This window comes from Aeromonas sp. S2(2024), assembly GCF_041402505.1.
GTDB lineage: Bacteria > Pseudomonadota > Gammaproteobacteria > Enterobacterales > Aeromonadaceae > Aeromonas > Aeromonas media.
Genome location: NZ_JBGLRL010000025.1, coordinates 13,806 through 30,793, shown reverse-complemented (window position 1 = coordinate 30,793; position 16,988 = coordinate 13,806). Strand labels below are relative to the sequence as shown.

At 60.8% G+C, this 16,988-nt stretch carries 19 protein-coding genes; 12 read left to right on the top strand and 7 right to left on the bottom strand.

The genetic code is table 11. The annotated features are described in order from the left end of the window. The first annotated feature begins 35 nt into the window (after positions 1-35). From ACB039_RS18810 to ACB039_RS18795, 4 genes are read left to right on the top strand one after another with little or no spacing between them, the layout of a single operon-like run. Positions 36-1,799 (top strand): polysaccharide deacetylase family protein, encoded by a 1,764-nt coding sequence (locus tag ACB039_RS18810; RefSeq protein ID WP_371166208.1) that lies wholly within the window; start codon positions 36-38, stop codon positions 1,797-1,799. 23 nt (positions 1,800-1,822) lie between these two features. After that, the gene (locus tag ACB039_RS18805) at positions 1,823-3,145 is read left to right on the top strand and encodes an O-antigen ligase family protein (protein WP_371166211.1); all 1,323 of its coding nucleotides are present in this window, start codon (positions 1,823-1,825) and stop codon (positions 3,143-3,145) included. Further along, entirely contained in the window at positions 3,126-3,857 is a 732-nt protein-coding gene (locus ACB039_RS18800) for a glycosyltransferase family 25 protein (protein ID WP_182786949.1), read from the top strand. Before ACB039_RS18805 ends, ACB039_RS18800 begins: the two co-directional genes overlap by 20 nt. Then, positions 3,854-4,549: a glycosyltransferase family 32 protein gene (locus ACB039_RS18795; protein WP_043132643.1), complete on the top strand. Its 696-nt coding sequence runs from the start codon at positions 3,854-3,856 to the stop codon at positions 4,547-4,549. Before ACB039_RS18800 ends, ACB039_RS18795 begins: the two co-directional genes overlap by 4 nt. Before the next feature lie 25 nt (positions 4,550-4,574). On the opposite strand, the gene ACB039_RS18790 is transcribed toward ACB039_RS18795, so the two are convergent. From ACB039_RS18790 to ACB039_RS18775, 4 genes are all read right to left on the bottom strand, one after another. Then, a complete protein-coding gene (locus ACB039_RS18790; protein WP_371166207.1) occupies positions 4,575-5,624 on the bottom strand; it encodes a glycosyltransferase family 9 protein in 1,050 nt (349 codons plus the stop codon). A 203-nt stretch (positions 5,625-5,827) separates the two neighbouring features. Next, positions 5,828-7,084 carry a PTS ascorbate transporter subunit IIC gene (locus ACB039_RS18785; RefSeq protein ID WP_371166206.1) on the bottom strand — a complete coding sequence of 419 codons (1,257 nt, stop codon included), beginning with the start codon at positions 7,082-7,084 and terminating at the stop codon, positions 5,828-5,830. A 60-nt stretch (positions 7,085-7,144) separates the two neighbouring features. Further along, positions 7,145-7,432 (bottom strand): PTS sugar transporter subunit IIB, encoded by a 288-nt coding sequence (locus ACB039_RS18780; protein WP_043132641.1) that lies wholly within the window; start codon positions 7,430-7,432, stop codon positions 7,145-7,147. A gap of 32 nt (positions 7,433-7,464) precedes the next feature. After that, entirely contained in the window at positions 7,465-7,908 is a 444-nt protein-coding gene (locus ACB039_RS18775; RefSeq protein ID WP_043132639.1) for a PTS sugar transporter subunit IIA, read from the bottom strand. 252 nt (positions 7,909-8,160) lie between these two features. On the opposite strand from ACB039_RS18775, the gene ACB039_RS18770 reads away from it, so the two are divergent. The 5 genes from ACB039_RS18770 (at position 8,161) to ACB039_RS18750 (ending at position 11,263) form a co-directional block, all read left to right on the top strand. After that, positions 8,161-9,183, top strand: a complete 1,023-nt coding sequence (locus tag ACB039_RS18770; RefSeq protein WP_371166205.1) for a LacI family DNA-binding transcriptional regulator — start codon at positions 8,161-8,163, stop codon at positions 9,181-9,183. Between the two features lie 30 nt (positions 9,184-9,213). After that, positions 9,214-10,194, top strand: coding sequence for an MDR family oxidoreductase (locus ACB039_RS18765; RefSeq protein WP_371166204.1), 981 nt, complete (start codon positions 9,214-9,216; stop codon positions 10,192-10,194). Positions 10,195-10,266: 72 nt separating this feature from the next. Then, a complete protein-coding gene (locus ACB039_RS18760) occupies positions 10,267-10,389 on the top strand; it encodes a hypothetical protein (RefSeq protein WP_081934617.1) in 123 nt (40 codons plus the stop codon). A gap of 178 nt (positions 10,390-10,567) precedes the next feature. Next, entirely contained in the window at positions 10,568-10,912 is a 345-nt protein-coding gene (locus ACB039_RS18755) for a DUF2799 domain-containing protein (protein WP_371166203.1), read from the top strand. A gap of 24 nt (positions 10,913-10,936) precedes the next feature. After that, positions 10,937-11,263, top strand: coding sequence for a hypothetical protein (locus tag ACB039_RS18750; RefSeq protein ID WP_371166202.1), 327 nt, complete (start codon positions 10,937-10,939; stop codon positions 11,261-11,263). Positions 11,264-11,308: 45 nt separating this feature from the next. On the opposite strand, the gene ACB039_RS18745 is transcribed toward ACB039_RS18750, so the two are convergent. Together ACB039_RS18745 and ACB039_RS18740 are read right to left on the bottom strand one after the other, a co-directional pair. After that, entirely contained in the window at positions 11,309-11,476 is a 168-nt protein-coding gene (locus tag ACB039_RS18745) for a hypothetical protein (RefSeq protein WP_371166201.1), read from the bottom strand. Positions 11,477-11,551: 75 nt separating this feature from the next. Then, positions 11,552-11,986: a flagellar basal body-associated protein FliL gene (locus ACB039_RS18740; protein ID WP_290070676.1), complete on the bottom strand. Its 435-nt coding sequence runs from the start codon at positions 11,984-11,986 to the stop codon at positions 11,552-11,554. 145 nt (positions 11,987-12,131) lie between these two features. Between ACB039_RS18740 and ACB039_RS18735 the strand changes: the two genes are divergently transcribed. Further along, positions 12,132-12,683, top strand: a complete 552-nt coding sequence (locus tag ACB039_RS18735; protein WP_270824829.1) for a chorismate lyase — start codon at positions 12,132-12,134, stop codon at positions 12,681-12,683. Then, complete coding sequence (gene ubiA, locus ACB039_RS18730) at positions 12,680-13,543, top strand: 4-hydroxybenzoate octaprenyltransferase (protein ID WP_270824828.1); 864 nt, start codon at positions 12,680-12,682, stop codon at positions 13,541-13,543. The genes ACB039_RS18735 and ubiA overlap by 4 nt, the downstream gene beginning before the upstream one ends. Positions 13,544-13,604: 61 nt before the next feature. Here the strand turns inward: ubiA and plsB are convergent, their stop codons facing one another. Then, positions 13,605-16,028 carry a glycerol-3-phosphate 1-O-acyltransferase PlsB gene (plsB, locus tag ACB039_RS18725; protein ID WP_371166200.1) on the bottom strand — a complete coding sequence of 808 codons (2,424 nt, stop codon included), beginning with the start codon at positions 16,026-16,028 and terminating at the stop codon, positions 13,605-13,607. Between the two features lie 204 nt (positions 16,029-16,232). Between plsB and lexA the strand changes: the two genes are divergently transcribed. Continuing rightward, the gene (lexA, locus tag ACB039_RS18720) at positions 16,233-16,859 is read left to right on the top strand and encodes a transcriptional repressor LexA (protein WP_043132624.1); all 627 of its coding nucleotides are present in this window, start codon (positions 16,233-16,235) and stop codon (positions 16,857-16,859) included. Positions 16,860-16,988: the final 129 nt, after the last annotated feature.

The following is a 16,988-nucleotide window of genomic DNA, read 5'->3' as shown; positions in this document are numbered from 1 at the left end:
GCGGCCCTGGCCGCCCGTCGATCGGATGCGCTTGCATGAACATATTGATGGCACTCTCCCAGCTCGAAGTCACGGGAGCTGAGGTCTATGCCACCACGGTCGGCAACGAGCTGACCCGGCGTGGTCACAACGTCTTTTACGTGTCAGATACCCTGACCAAGCCCACGCAAGGGCCCGTATTCAAGCTGAGGTTCAACAAACGCAGCATACTGCGCCGCTTCTGGCATGTGTTTTACCTCATCTATCTCATCAGGAAGCACCACATCCAGCTGGTCCATGCCCACTCCCGCGCCTCCGGCTGGAGCAGCTATGTGGCCTGCAAGCTGACCGGCACCCCCATGATAACCACAGTTCATGGTCGTCAGCCGGTGCATGCCTCCCGCAAGGCCTTCCATGCCCTCGGCTATCGGGCGGTGGCGGTGTGCGAAGATATCGCCCGCCAGATTATCGACAATCTGGGGGTCGACCCTGCGATCGTGCAGGTGCTGCGCAATGGTATCGAAACCGACAAATTCCAGCCTGTGCCTGCGCCGGAGAATCCCAAGCCGGTGATCGCCATCATAGGTCGACTGAGCGGCCCCAAGGGAGAGCTCTGCTATCGTCTGCTGGACGAGGTGCTGGATCTGGACGCCTGCCAAGTCCGAGTCGTCAGCGGCACCAAGGTGCCGGAGCGCTTTGCCCGCTTCCAGGACAAGGTCGACTTCGTCGGCTATGTGGATGATGTGCCCGCCCTGTTGGCACAGTGCGATCTGGTGATCGGCGCCGGCCGGGTGGCGATGGAAGCCCTGCTGTGCGGCCGTCCGGCGTTTGCCATCGGCGAGGCCAAGGCCATCGGGCTGGTGACTGAACAGAATCTGGACGAGGCGTTGGCCAGCAACTTCGGCGACATAGGGCCCCAGGATCTGGCGATCGATTTTGCCGCGCTGAAGGGGCAGATTGCCTCAGCCCTGGCGAGCAAGAGCGTGCCGGGTAGTCTGCGTCAGCGGATTTTGCAAGAGTATGACTTGCAAGGGGTCGTCACCGGACTGGAGTCCATCTATCAGGATGCCGTGGTGGAAACGCTGCGCCGGGAAATGCCGGTCATCATGTATCACCGCTTCATCGAGCAGGAGAGCGAAAAGGGGGTGCATGGCACCTGGCTGCCCGTCGCCATGTTCGAGAAACATCTCAAGTTGATGAAGTGGCTCGGTTACGAGACGCTGACGTTCGCGGATCTGGCGGACAAGGGCTTCATCCACCGCCTGCAATACGGCAAGAAGTACCTGATGATCACCGTCGACGACGGTTATCGGGACAACCTCACTCGCATGCTGCCTGTGCTCGAAAAATATGGTTACAAAGCCGTGGTATACATAGTGACCGGCGAGGATCACAATCGTTGGGATGTGGAACACCCGACCCATCCCGATACCCCGGTGGCACTGATGAGTGGCGATGAGATCAAGGCGCTGGTGGCCTCCGGTCACGTGGAGGTTGGGGGTCATACCCTGACACATCCGCGCCTCAGCACGCTGGCTCCCGCGCAGCAGGAGTACGAGATCAGGACCAACAAGGAACGGTTGGAGCAACTGCTCGGCCATTCGCTGCTGTCGTTTGCCTACCCTTACGGGGATCTGAACGAGAGCGCGAAAGCCCAGGCCGATGTGGCTGGCTACCGTTATGCTGTGGCCACCAACAGCGGCCCCAGGGCCATGCACCAGGATCCGCTTCAGATCCGTCGGATCGCCATCTTCCCCCGCACCGACATGTTCGGGTTGTGGCGCAAGATCCGTGGCAACTATGTGTTCAGAAAATCTTGATGGGAAAATACACATTGTCCTGGATGAAAGATCAGACCCTGTCGACGAATCACGATTTTCTCGGCTTTTTTCATGGCAAGGCGTTTGGCAACTTCATCTTCCTGAATATTCTGGGTTACACCCTGTTCAAGGATTCGATACAGCTGATCGCCGATGTCTGCCAGACCATCATCGTCTTCGCTACCTTGCTGGCCTTCTATGTGGATAGAGCTTTTTTCATCAAAAACAGAGTCTTTCAACTGCTCTGTCTGGCCGTGGTGGTGCAGTGCCTGAGCTGGGCGTCATCCCGATATTATGTCCATGACTATGCCCTCAAGTACCCTTCGGTAAAGTCGATGGCCTATCTGTTCTTCTTCCTCGGTCTCGCCTACTGGCTGAAAGGGGAGCCGCGCCGCATCGTTATCACCTTGTTGACCTTCTGCGTCGGGGTGGTCTTCACCTTTGCCTACCACTCGGCCTTTTTCTCCATCTTCGAGACGGGGCTCGACGGCGCTAGGGTGGATTTCAATTACCGCAATGCCCAGCATGGCTCTTTGATCGCGGGCGCCTGCTTTCTGTTTTTCGTCCTGTTGCTGCTCACCTCAAGATTCAAGAAGCTGTCATTGGCCAATGCCGGGATCCTGCTCGGCATAGTGCTGTTCGGCGTTTTCTCCATTATTCTGCAATCCCGACAGTCCTGGCTGGCCATCTCGGTATCGCTCGCGATTCTCCCTCTGCTGGGGGATGGCGAACATTGGCCAACCCGCAAGGTGGTAATGACCTACGCCATGTTGCTGCTGACCATGCTGGCCCTCTATCAGGTCTCGTTCATCAGGGAGAGGGTGTTGTCGGGCTTTGTGCATCAAGGGGATATGCATGCCATATTGACGGGCAACTGGAACGAGGTACGGGACGTCAGCATAGGGGTGAGATTGAAGACCTGGCTCGAGGCCATCCAGTGGTTCCTGGCACACCCGCTCTTCGGCACAGGATATGGCAGTCAATCACTGGTCATTACCCTGTCCAAGACTCTGCCGGATTTCATCACCCGGGAGTTCCGTCACCTGCACAACTCCAACATGGAGACCCTGGTGTGCTGGGGCATTGCCGGATTCATGGTGCTGTATGGCACACTCTTCACCGTGGTCCGTCAGGTGCTGTTCTGTTCGCTCTCTTCGCGTTTCATCAAGATGTTGACCATCTCTTTCATCATCTACTGGCTCATCATCAACAACTTTGAATCCTTTTTCTACATGCGCTCCGGGCAGTGGGTATTTAGCGTCTTCATGGGCGCCATCTACTCGGTTGCACTGCATGGGGAACTGAATCGGTTTGCAAAGGAAGCTCATGAAAATTTACGTCATTAGCCTGGATAGGGCCGTCGAGCGGCGTCGTCGCGTCGAGTCCGTCCTGGCGGCCAGAGGCATCGAATTCGAGTTCTTCAGTGCCGTGAATGGCTTTGAAGGTCTCCCCGAACGGTTGCAGGCGTTGCCGGATGACCAGCACAGGATCCGTTTCAGGAGTCGGCCCCTGACCCCCGGGGAAAAAGGCTGTTATGCCAGCCACTTCCTGTTGTGGGAAAAGTGTGTCGAACTCAATGAACCCATCCTTATTCTGGAAGATGATTTCCTGCCTACCCAGTACTTTGAAGAGGTGTTGAAGACCCTGCCGAAGGTTCATGAGCAGTATGAGTATGTGAAGGTGGAGCCGCAGGTCGGGTCGGCCACCGCATTGACCACCATAGACAACATGCAGCTGATGTTCTGGCACAACAACTCCTGCTGGACCACGGGGTACAGCATCTCTCCCCAGGGAGCCCGCCGTTTGCTGGCCCACAGTCAGCGGTGGCTCTGCTCGGTCGACAACTTCATCGGTGAGTCCTATCGCACCGGGCTCATCTGCACCGGCCTTATCCCCTATGCCATCTACAGCCCGCGGGACATGGGCAGTGACATCCAGAATCAGGTTGAACTGAAGAAGGTGCCGCTGGGATTCAAATTGACCCGTGAACTGTACCGCTTCTACCGGTTCATAAGAATGACGCTGTGGAACGTGAAGCACTGTGGGGGCAAGTCATGAGCGCGACCAATAAAACCATTCATGCCATCTGGTTGGGCAACCGGCTGCCGCCCCTGGCGCATGTGTGTATCGACGACTGGCGAAAGCAGGGTTACGACTACAAGCTGTGGCTGGATACGGACCCGCAGATAAAGCGCTGGATCCAGGAGTGCACCTTTGCCCGGGAGTGCTACCAACGGGGCTTGCTGGCCTTCGTGACCGATTACCTGCGCCTCAAGATCCTCACCCAGGAAGGGGGCCTCTATCTGGATACCGATGTCACCATCAACCAGGATCCCTTCCCGCTCTTCGAGTCAGTGGCCTTTGGTGCTGGGTACGAATCCGATCGGCTGATCGGCACCGCTGTCATCTACGCCAGGCAGGATTCCGCCATGTTGTCCGAGCTGGTGCGGTTCTATGAAGAGGAGATCATGTCCTCCCCCATGTACATGGGGCCCGAGATCATGACCAGACTGGTGTCAGAGAAGTTGGCGCAGTCCGGCGATGCCGCCCTTATCGCCCCGGTTCATTACTTTTACAACTATCAGGGGGAAGCCATTCATTTTGAGCCCGCCGCGGAGCGCTATATGACGCACTGGTTCCAGCACAGCTGGAAGCGTTCATCCGGCCTTATCTTCCTGAGAGCCAAGGCCAAGGGATGGTCCGGATATCTCTATGAGTGGCAGAAGGAGTTCTTCCGTCTGAGGAAGTGATGGCCTGACGCGGTCCGTCACCCGGTTACCCGACGGACATAGGGTTGGATGCCGACGCTTCTGGTTTGCCATGGGGTGATGCCACTTCGTCCCAAAGCATGCTCAACTGTCGTTGAACGGCCAGGACTTCCTGCTCGGGATCTTGGTGACTGGTATCGATGAATCGATAGCGGGGATGAGAGACGGGGTTGGCAATGGCGGAGTGTCCCAGGGGAGAGACTATGGTCAGCAGCGGGATATCCAGCGCCTGCGCCATATGCCGCGGGCCAGTGTCGTTGCCGACGAACAGCTGGCAGTGGGCGATAAGTCCTGCCAGCTCCCGTACCGAACGGGTCTGGACATGGTCAAACACGTTGGCTTGCAGCGCGGCGGGCAGCAAGGGCTTCAGGCTGCGGTTGTACGCTTCCTCCCCCGGCCCGCAGTAGATCAGGATCTGGGCGTCGTGTTGCTCTATCAGCCAGCGTGCGACCTCGGCGAAACAGTCGATGGGCCAGCGCTTGTAGTGCCCAAGGGAGTTGACCCCCATGGCGATCAGCGGCCTGCCCGGATCTATGCCGGCGGCCTGCAGGGTCTCCCGTCCCCGTTGCTTTTCCTCATCACTCAGCCAGAGATAGTAGTTGCGATCCTCCTTGGTGAGACCGAGGGGTTTTAGCAGCGAGAATCTGTCATCCACCAGGGTGCTGTTACCCTGATGTTCGGTGTCATGTCGAAAGCGGACGATGCGGTTGTGGCCGAGCCGCCAGGGGAAGGAGTCAAACCCGATCCGCAAGCGGGCGCCGGACAGCAGGCAGGTCAGCAGACCTATCATCTGACCCTGGCTGTTGATCACCACGTCGTAGCGCTCGCGGCGAATGTCCAGCAGCAACTCTTTCATGTAGCGCCACTCGTTGCGGCGCGATTTCTCGATGACGATCAAGCGATCTATGTTGGGATTCCCCTCCGCCATCCCCGCGCAGTAATCCATGACCAGATAGTGAACCTCCCCGGCGGGGTCGTGCTGTTTGAGGTTGTTGCACAGTGCGGTGGAGATCAGCACATCTCCTATCTGTTTGGTTTGTACTACCAGGTATTTCATGGAAGAGGCCTCGGGTGAGGTCGGGGTGGAACGTCAGCGCACCAGCATATCGCACTCCCCCGTCAGATGCTGCCGCTGTGGGCTGAAAATCCGATCCAACGCACTGTGTTTGCACATATTTTCGGCGTCGATGTGGTGGGGTTGCTGCAAACAACAGGCGCGGCCCATAGACCGCGCCTGCTGACTGCCTGGACGAAGTGCCATCAGCGCACTATCAGGCCCAGCAGTATGCCCACCACGCCGAAGTCAGCATCGCTGAAGGTGGTGTTGGCAAAGCCGAGATCCCCCAGCACCGGCAACAGGAACACCGGCAGGAAGGTGATCAGCAGGCCGTTGGCGAAGGCCCCGAGCAGGGCGCCGCGACGGCCACCAGTGGCATTGCCGAACACCCCGGCCGCTGCGCCGACGAAGAAGTGCGGCACCACGCCCGGGATGATGACGGTCAGTCCCAGCAGATAGAGCAGCACCATGCCCGCCAGGCCAGCGGCAAAGCTCGACAGGAAGCCGATCAGTACCGCATTGGGGGCGTAGGGGAAGACGATGGGGCAGTCCAGCGCCGGTTTGGCGTTGGGCACCAGCTTGTCGGAAATCCCCTTGAAGGCAGGCACTATCTCGGCGATGACCATGCGCACACCCTGCAGGATGACGTAGACACCGGCGGCGAAGGTGATGGACTGCATCAGGGAGAACATGAACCAGTGCTTGCCCTTGGCAACGCTGTTAACGAACTCGGGGCCGGCGAAGGCGGAGGTGATGAGGAAGATGATGCCCATGGTGAAGGAGATGGCCACCGGGGTGTCGCGCAGGAACAGCAGGCTCTTGGGCACCTGCACCTCTTCGCTGCTGTGGGCCTTGTTGCCGAACTTGGCGCCGATCCAGCCGGCCAGCACGTAGGAGATGGTAGAGAAGTGGCCGAGCGCCACGTCGTCCGAGCCGGTGATCTGCTTCATGTAGGGGTGGGCTAGGGCCGGGAACAGCACCATGGTCACGCCGACCACCAGGCTGCCCACCGCGATCAGCGGGACGCCGCTCATGCCACCGGCGGAGAGAATGGCCGCCACCATCATCGACATGAAGAGGGTGTGGTGACCGGTCAGGAAGATGAATTTCCACGGCGTGAGGCGGGCGATCAGTATGTTCACCAGCATGGCGAAGAACATGATCATCGCCATCTCCTTGCCGAACGACTGCTGGGCGATGGAGACGATGGCCTCGTTGTTGGGGACCACCCCCTTGATGCCGAAGGCGTGCTGGAAGATGGTGGCGAAGTCGCCCAGCGAGTTCACCACCAGGGTGGCGCCGGCCCCTAGGATGACGAAGCCCATGATGGTCTTGACCGTGCCCTTGATGCACTCGGTCACGGGTTTCTTCTGTGCTATCAGGCCGATGAGGGCGATCAGGCCGACCAGCACGGCGGGCTCCGACAGCACGTCAAACATCAGAAAATTGAAAAATTCCATGGTCAGCTCCAAGCAGATGGAAGCGGCGGCCTACAGGCCGCCCAGGCAGTCATATCGAGGTTAGAGAGCGCCCAGTTCGCGCAGGGCGATGGAGAGCTTCTCTTTCATGGCAGCCTTGTCGACCATGTTGTCCAGGGACACCAGTCGGCCATTGACTCCCATGCTGATGAGCTGCTCGGCGATGTCGCGGGTGGCCACGAACATCTCGGCGGTTTCGCTGCCGGCGGAGGCGAGATCCCTGTGATCCACTTCGGCGGTGACGCTCAGCTCCTTGAGGATGCTCTTGATGCTCATCTCCATCATCAGGCTGGTGCCCAGGCCGTGTCCGCATACAACCAGAATTTTCATTGTCTCTTCCTCTGTCAGGCGCTGGGCGCCACTCAGTAACGCGCCAGGATGCGCAAAATGTCGTCTTTGGTGTCGGCCGCCATGATGGCCGCCACATCTTCTTCATTCATGAACAGCTCGGCCAACTGGGCGATTGTCTCCACGTGGGAGTTGCCGTCGCTGGCGGCCAGGGTGATGAGCAGCCGGACCGGGTCATTGCCCTCGGAATCGAAGTTGACCCCCTCCTTCAGCACGGTCAGTGCCAGCCCCAGGCGGTTGACGCCATCTTCAGGGCGGGCGTGGGGCATGGCCAGGCCCGGGCCCAGCACGTAGTAGGGGCCGAGCTCCTCGTGGGAACGAAACAGCGCCGCCACATAGGATGGCTCTATGGTGCCGTTGGCCAGCAGAGGGGCGGTGGCGAGCTCGATGGCATGGCGCCAGTCGCGGGCGCCCGCTTCGATGGAAATGACCTCCTCGGTCAGCAATTGGGTCAGCATGGCAATGTCCGGGCTGGATGAGATGGCGCCAATCTAGCGATCTCGCCGGCTGATAACTGTGAGCCTGATCGCGAAAGTTAGCGCTACCAGATAGCGCTAACACTGAAGTGTGATAGCGCTATCATTTCTGCTATGAGAGGGATTCATCTTGCCCTGTCACCCGCTCGAAGGAGGTAAAATCCGGTTTGAGCAAATAGTCAGTGCCGCACTTTTGCCTTAAAGTGAGTACCCCCATGCCGAGGAAGGGAAAGGATGTCAGAAGCGAAGAAGCGCCGTAGCACGGGTCGGGTGACCCTCAACGAAGTGGCCCAGTTGGCCGGCGTGGGGGCCATGACGGTGTCGCGCGCCCTGCGTACCCCGGAGCTGGTGTCGGACAAGATGCGCGAGCGCATCGAGGCTGCGGTGGATGAACTTGGCTATATCCCCAACCGGGCGGCGGGGGCGCTGGCTTCCGCCACCTCCCAGACCATAGTGGTGATCGTGCCCAGTCTGACCGAGCGCGGCTGCGGCGACATGATAGCGGGTCTGCAGCAGACCCTGCTCGCCGAGGGCTACCAGATCATGTTGGGGGACGCCCAGCACCTGAAGCGGCAGGAAGAGAGCCTGCTCAACAACTTCCTGCAACACAATCCGGCCGCCGTGGTGCTGTTTGGCGGCGATCCTGGCGAAACCATACGCACACGGCTGCAGGCTGCCCGGCTACCGGTGGTGGAGGTGGGTGCCATGGCGCGCCAACCCATCGACATGAATGTGGGGGTCTCCAACTTCGACGCCGGCTATCAGCTGACCCGCCACCTGATCGAGCGCGGTTATCGCAACATCGGCTTTCTCTGCGCCCGTCAGGAGCAGTGGATGCTGCAACAGCGCATGCAGGGGTGGCAGAAGGCACTGCTGGACAATTACCTCTCCCCCGATGCCATCATCAACACCTCCGAGCTGCCGAGTTTCAGCACCGGGGCCGCCATGCTGGGAGAATTTCTGCTGCGCTGGCCCGAGCTGGATGCGCTGGTATGCGTCAATGATGAGCTGGCGGCGGGCGTGCTATTTGAATGTCAACGCCGCCACCTGAGCGTGCCGGGCAAGCTCGCCATCGCCGGTTTCGACGATCTGGATGTGGCGCGGGCCTGCTATCCGGCGCTCACCTCGGTCAGGATCCCCTATCACCAGATGGGCCAGGAGGCCGCCGATCTCATCCTGCGTCAGCTGGCAGGCGAGACGGTGGCCGGCCTGGCCCTGACCCTGGATTTTCAACTGCAAAGGCGTCAAAGCACCTGATGGGTGACGCCACAACATTGAGAGGCAAGCATGTTCAAGGCTCTGTTACTGGACAACCAAGATGGCAAGACCAAGGCAACGCTGACCCAGCTGGCCGAGAGCCAGCTGCCGGCAGGGGAGGTGCGGGTGGCGGTGAGCTACAGCTCCCTCAACTACAAGGACGGGCTGGCCATCGCCGGCAAGGGCAAGATAGTGCGCCAGTGGCCGCTGGTGCCGGGTATCGACTTCGTCGGCACTGTGCTGGAGTCGGCCGACAGCCGCTACCAGAGCGGTGACAAGGTGGTACTGACCGGTTGGGGTGTGGGGGAAGGACACTGGGGCGGCATGGCCGAACAGGCGCGGGTCAAGGCCGACTGGCTGGTGCCGCTGCCGGCCGGGCTGGATGAGCGGCAGGCCATGTGCATCGGCACCGCCGGTCTGACCGCCATGCTCTGCGTGCTGGCGCTGGAAGAGGCGGGCATAATCCCCGAGAGTGGCGAGATCCTGGTGACAGGGGCGGCGGGCGGAGTGGGCACCACCGCCGTCGCCCTGCTGTCCGCGCTGGGTTATCGCGTCGCGGCCCTGACCGGCCGTCCCGAGGAGCAGGGCGCCATGCTGACGGCGCTGGGCGCCAGTCGTATAGTGCCGCGCAGCGAACTGCTGGAGCCTGCCAAGGCGCTGGAGAAACAGCTGTGGGCCGGTGCTATCGACACCGTCGGCAGCCAGGTGCTGGCCAAGCTGCTGGCCCAGATGAACTATGGCGGCACCGTGGCGGCCTGTGGCCTGGCGGGCGGCTTCGATCTGCCGACCAGCGTGATGCCCTTCATCCTGCGCAACGTGCGGTTGCAGGGGGTGGATTCGGTGATGTGCCCGCTGGCGCGCCGTCAACTGGCCTGGCAGCGACTGGCGCGGGGTCTGCCCGCCAGCTTCTTCGCCCAGGCGGTCACCGAGATTGGGCTGGAGCAGGTGGTGGAGGCCGCCGAGGCCATTACCCTGGGTCAGGTGGCTGGCCGTACCCTGGTGAAGCTCTGAGTGGAACCACTGGCGAGCCTCATGTTTCTGGATAGACTTTGAAGGCCGGTGCACTACTCAAGGAGAATGAGCATGGGTACGCAGACGCCGGATTTCGAGCTCGACGATGAGTGGGAGCCGGAATCCTGGGAAGACGAGCTGGAGGAGCTGGACGACGAGGACTGGCAGGACTATGACCCCCTCGACGATCGGTGACTCCCTGTAACGCATGAGGGCGGGCCTGGTGGCCCGCCCGATTTTTTGTCCGTTCGGCAGCATGCCCCTTGGTTGCCGCGCGAGGCTCTGGTTAGAATGAACTGCTCAAATGGCGCTGTGGGAAGAGGGATGCCCGTCAGGCCAGAGACGCCATAAACCACTCGAACAACGTCCAAGGATGATTATGCGCTCACTCGTCATCATGCTCTGTGCCACCCTGCTCGGGGGCTGTGTCTCCAACTCGGACGATCCCTGCGAAAAGGTGTGGAGCGACGTCGGGGAAGCCGATGGCAAGCTGGGGTTTGCCGATGACAGGGTGGCATTCCACCAGACCCAGTGCGGCGACAAGGTGGACGTTGCCATGTGGCAGCAGGGCCGCCAGAAGGGATTGGCCTGGTATTGCCGCCCGGAGCACCTCTATCTGGCCGGGCGATCCGGGGAGGAGTACCGTGGCGTCTGCCCCAATGACGTTCAGGCCCGTCGCCTGTTCGAGCAGGGCCGCCAGGGCTGGACCGATCAGTGAGGCCCCACAAGCTGGGTTAATTGTATGGAAAAAGTTCTCAGTATTAATGTAGACGCCACAGTGGCCATGATTGCTGCACTCATCGCCGCATGTTCAGCGTTATATGCTCGCCGATCTGCGAAGGAAGCCAAGCGGGCCAATGACATAGGTCGTCTGAATGCTTTGCTCTCCCTCAGACAACACTATCTCGAACTGCTGCGGCATCAGGAGGCTATGGCGAAACAGTTGGAATACATTCCCAGTGGCTTGAGGTCTGTCAGAGAGACATACGCGGATTTGGACTCGAAATTGCGCCAAGTGACAGCCGAGCTCGACTTGTACCATCCCAAGGTGGTGAAGAACAAGCTGTGACGCCGTGTTAGGCGGCGGCCAACTAAGCAACTCAATCTATTGGTTTTACTCTTCTTTTTTCAGCCGCAACGGCTGACACAGGTAGTCCTTGTCATTGGCGCTGCGGGCGCATTTGCCGCACACGAACTTGGGTTTGCGCAATATCTTGCGCAGCGTCTTGAGATCGGCGGGGATCTCGTGACGGCGCCATTCACACAGCGTCTTGTGGCCCATGACGATGACTTCCTCGACAGTGAATGGGAGCGGTAGGGAGAGCAGACTGCCGGTCGGCACCCTGCTCGCGGTTCATTACTGATAAAGATACTTGGTGAAGATGAGCTCGCGTACCACCTTCTTGCCGGTTTCTTTGACCAGCAGTTCGTTGACCTTGGCCTCGCACTCCTTGCGCAGCTCTTCCCGACTCACCAGCGACTTGATCTGGGCGCCCGTCTTGCTGCCAATCAGGCGGATGATGGCGTCGCGGATCAGGGGGTCGTGCTGTTCCAGCAACTTGAGATCGGCGGCGTTTTCGGCCATCAGCTCCACCGTCACCCGTACATACCCCAGGGTTTTGCCATCGCCGAGGTAGTTGGTGATGATGTCCGGATCCAGCGCATGATAGGCGAATCCCGGCTGGACGGCGGCGGAGGCCGGATCGGCGGCCGCTTCCTCGTTGGCGAAGGCGTGGGTATTCAACAAGGTACAGCCCAGGGATAACACCAGCAGAATTCTGAAGATCTTCATCAAGATGGCTCGGCAGCGACGGATGCCCCATTTTTGATGCTGCCATCGGGGCCGTCAAGCACGGATGTTCTTACAATTCGCCATTGATTTACGGATAATAAACCGGATTTTAACCTGACAACGGAAATCTCCGGATGGTGAAGCTGTGAAGTCCGAGTTGACTGTTCCCCTGATCCAGCTCGTCCCCTGGCGGGCACCCGCAGAGTGTGACCCCCCCGAGGCACTGCGCCCCTGGTTGCTGGAGGCAGACTCCATGACCCGGCGCCTGCGGCGTTACAATCGTCACCTCTCGGTGCAACTGCTCGGCAATCGCAGCGTGTCGCTGGGGGCGGACGAGCAGACGCTGGTGGCCGTTGCCGATCCCGTGGGGATCTGCCGCGAGGTTATCCTGCACGGTGATCATGGGCCGGCCATTCTGGGCTGGACTCTGTTTGCCGAGGCGGCGCTGCAGGCGGGCGGTCTGCAGGATCTGGGGGAGCAGCCATTGGGGGAGCGTATCTTCGGTGATGCACCGGCACGGCGGGATCACCTGCAACTGGCCTGCTTCGAGATCGCGAGCAATCCTTGGTGCCAGGCCGCCACCGTCTGGGGGCGCCGCTCTCGTCTCTATCTGGGGCAGTGGCCCTTGCTGGTCCATGAACTCTTCCTGCCCTCGCTATCGTCTCATTCGCTGCCATCGCATAAGGAGCTGGAGTGAAGCTGTTAACCAAGGAGCGGGGACTGGCCTATGTGCAGTTGGCCCGCATCGACAAGCCCATCGGCACCCTCTTGCTGCTGTGGCCGACCCTGTGGGCGCTCTGTCTCGCGGCGGGCGGCCTGCCGGATCCCTGGATCTTGACCGTGTTCGTGGTGGGGGTTTTCCTGATGCGCTCGGCAGGCTGCGTCATCAATGACTATGCGGATCGTAACTTCGACGGCCACGTGAAACGCACCGCCGGCCGGCCGCTGCCCATGGGCCGGGTCGACGAACGGGAGGTGCTGATCCTGTTCGCCGTGCTGGCGCTCATCTCGTTCGCCCTGGTGCTGACCCTGAACACGCTCACCATAGGCCTGTCGTTCGCCGGCCTGCTGCTGGCGGTCTGCTATCCCTTCATGAAGCGCTTCATTCCCATCCCGCAGCTGGTGCTCGGGATGGCGTTCTCCTGGTCCATTCCCATGGCCTATGCGGCCCAGGCCAATGCCCTGCCGCCCGTGGCCTGGCTGCTGTTTCTCGCCAACCTGCTGTGGACCATCGCCTACGACACCCAGTATGCCATGGTGGACAGGGACGATGACCTCAAGCTCGGCCTCAAGTCGAGCGCCATCCTGTTTGGCCGTCACGACAAGCGGATCATCGGCGTGCTGCAACTGGCAACCCTGCTGATCCTGCTGGGGGTGGGCCAGCTGATGGCGCTCGGCTCGGGTTATTACTGGGGGCTGCTGGGGGCTGCGGCGCTGTTCGTCTATCAGCAGCGGCTGATCCGGGAGCGCCAGCGGGAGGCCTGCTTCCAGGCGTTCCTCAATAACAACTATGTGGGTGCCTTGGTGCTGCTCGGGGTTATCGCCCACTACCTTTGAGAACCCCTGTCGATAAAAAAGGCCGCATGATGCGGCCTTTTTGTTGGCTGTAAGATGGTGGTTAGAGCCGGTTTCCCGCCTGTATGGTGCGGCGGATCTTGTTGCTCAGCAGCGGCACTATGTTGTCGGCCAGCGCCTGGAAGCGGCCGAGATCCGGCTTGCAGCCGGTGTCCAGATAGCCTTCGCTGCGCAGGGTGTGGATCAGGGTGCTGAACAGCTTCTGGTCGAAGAACTCGGGGGCGTTGATGCCGTGCAGGGTGCCGAGGCGCTCCGCCATCATCAGGCCGTCCGCCTCCAGCTGCTCTGCCTCTATGCGGGGCTGGGCCAGCACCCGGGTCAGCACGATGGCGTAGCGCTGCAGCGTCTCCTGAATGCTCTCGGCCAGCAACAACAGGCGGGTCTGGTTGCCCGGATTGACCCAGTAGCCGCCGTCGCGCGCCTCGACCAGTTGCTGGCGTTGCAGTTCGGCCAGCAGGGCATCGACCAGCTCTGGCAGCTCCTCCTCTTGGTAGCGCAGGAACAGCTCCGTCCTGAGCAGCGGGTAGATGTCGATGCAGCGGGCAACGAGTTCGCTGCGGGAGATCCCCTCGCAGCGTTCGATCAAGGCCGCCACCAGGGAGGGCATGGCGAACAGGTGGAGGATGTTGTTGCGGTAGTAGGTCAGCAGGATCGCCTGATAGCGGTCCAGGCTGATGATCTGACCCAGCTTGTCCTCGCTCACCTCGAACTTGTTGAGCTCCATGGCCTGATCCAGCAGGGTCTTCGCATCCTCACCCGGCAGGGTGCTCTGGGGGCTATAGGGCACCTGCTTGAGCAGGTCAAGATAGGTGTTGAGCTGGGCCTGCAGTTCGTCCCGGGTCAGGGCGTGGCGCTCGGCGGCCAGCAGCGCCAGGGCACTCAGAGTCAGGCCGTTGACGGCGGCGGCATCGTTGATGCGGGTCATCATCAGCTCGGCCAGCTGGTTGACGGTGGGGGCCATCCACTCCGGGCGCTCCTCCTTGCCGATGTGGGCCTTCCACTCCGGGACCTTCTCGTTGAGGTAGCCGTTGAGGGTCAGCGGCTCGCCGAAGTTGACGAAGCCACGGCCGTAGTTGCGCAGCTTGCGCAGTATGCCGAGCACCTGCAGGAAGCTCTCCTTCTCCTTGCGGCTGCCCTTGAGCTCGTTGTGGTAGGTGTTCACCTCCATCACGTGCTCGTAGCCCAGATAGACGGGCACCAGGGTCACCGGCCTGTCCAGCCCGCGCATCATCGCCTGCAGGGTCATCGCCAGCATGCCGGTTTTGGGCGGCAGCAGACGGCCGGTACGGGAGCGACCCCCTTCGGTGAAGAACTCTACCGAGTAACCCTTGGCAAACAGCAGGTTGAGGTATTCACGAAATACCGTGCTGTAGAGCGGGTTGCCCTTGAAGGTACGGCGAATGAAGAAGGCACCGCCGTGGCGGAAGAGCGGGCCCGCCGGCCAGAAGTTGAGGTTGATGCCCGCCGCGATATGGGGCGGCACCATCCCCTGGTGGTAGATCACGTAGGAGAGCAGAAGATAGTCCATGTGGCTGCGATGGCAGGGGACGTAGACGATCTCGTGCCCTTCCTGGGCCAGCTGGCGTACTTTCTCGGCGCCGTTGACCGACAAACCGCGGTAGAGCTTGTTCCACAGCCAGCCGAGGAAGCTCTCGCCGAGGCGGATCAGCCGGTAGGAGAAGTTGGAGGCTATCTCGTCCATGTAGCCATGGGCGCGCTTCTGCGCCTTCTCCAGGCTAATCCCCTCCCGTCTGGCCTCTTCTTCGATGGCCTGCTGGATCACGCTCGACTCCAGCAACTGCTTGAACAGCAGGTTGCGGTTCGGCAGCTTGGGACCTGTGGCGGCGAGCTGCTGGCGGCTGAAGTGGGTGCGGGCCACCCGCGCCAGCTTGTGGGCGATCGCCTCGTCGGTGCCGTGCTTGTCGGCCATGTGACGCAGGGAGAGCGGCGGGGAGAAGCGCACCAGATTCTCGCGACCCTTGAGGATCACGATCAGCGCCTTCTTGAGGCGGTTCGGTGCCAGGCTGCTGATGATGTTCCAGCCGGAGGCTTCCTCGCCTTCCCGGCCGGGGGCGCGGCCCCAGAACAGGGTGACGGGCACCACCTGGATATCCAGCTCGGGATCCTGCTTGTGCAAGTCCAGCAGCTGGTGGAACTCCTGCAGGAAGGGCAATGGCTTGTTGCGCGTGCCAAACAGGGGAGGCGGACGATCCAGACAGACGTAGCGCGGCAGCAGCTGGCCACCCAGCTCCAGCGGCGTGAACGGGCCGGGCAGGCCGAGATCCTCGCAGCACTGTTGCAGGGTCATCAGGTCGGTGATCGAGCTGGTCTTCAGGGCATAGACGATGGGTCTTGCCGGATCCAGCTTGAGTTCCGTGATGGGATTTTCCGGCAGGCTCTTGTGATTGACCAAGCCACTGACCGGCCATTGCAGGATGGCTCTGGAAATGTTCTGTCCAAGGGACATGTGCGTCTGCTCTCCAAAAAAATGCGGCGTGAGCATAGCAAATCACCGACGGCTTGTCGCCGAGAGGTAGGATGAGTGCCTTTTCAGGATAGAAGGTGCGGGATTTTTGCGACAAGACGAGGACAAATATCAGCAACGCCTTGCCTTGGCCACAGCACTGTATATACTGCCAGTGTGCTGTATAAAAAGACAGGTGCCTATGCTATGAAACCCCTTACCCCCCGCCAGGCTGAAGTGCTGGAGCTTATCAAGGCGAACATGAGCGAGACCGGCATGCCGCCGACTCGCGCCGAGATCGCCCAGAAGCTTGGCTTCAAGTCGGCCAATGCGGCCGAGGAACATCTGAAGGCCCTGGCCAAGAAAGGGGTCATCGAGATCATGCCCGGCACCTCCCGCGGCATCCGTCTGCTGCTCGAGGAAGAGGAGGCTGCGCCAGAAGAGAGCGGCCTGCCGCTCATCGGCAAGGTCGCGGCCGGTGAGCCCATCCTGGCCCAGGAGCATATCGAGAGCCACTATCAGGTGGATCCCGCCCTGTTCCACCCGCGGGCAGACTTCCTGTTGCGGGTGCAGGGCATGAGCATGAAGAACATCGGCATCATGGACGGGGATCTGCTGGCGGTGCACAAGACCCAGGAGGTGCGCAACGGCCAGGTGGTGGTGGCGCGTCTCGATGAAGACGTCACCGTCAAGCGCTTCCAGCGCAAGGGCAGCCAGGTGTGGTTGCTGCCGGAAAACGAAGATCTCTCCCCCATCGAGGTGGATCTCTCCAGCCAGCATCTGACCATCGAAGGGCTGGCGGTCGGGGTGATCCGCAACGCCGACTGGATGTAGGCATCGAACATGCCAAGGGGCCTCCTGCGGGAGGCCTCTTCGTTTTTGCGCTTTTCCCCGCTCCCCTTTTTCTCCCCGATCCCCGCCATTGCCGCTGCCCAGACTCACCGCAAACAGTACCGTCACGCA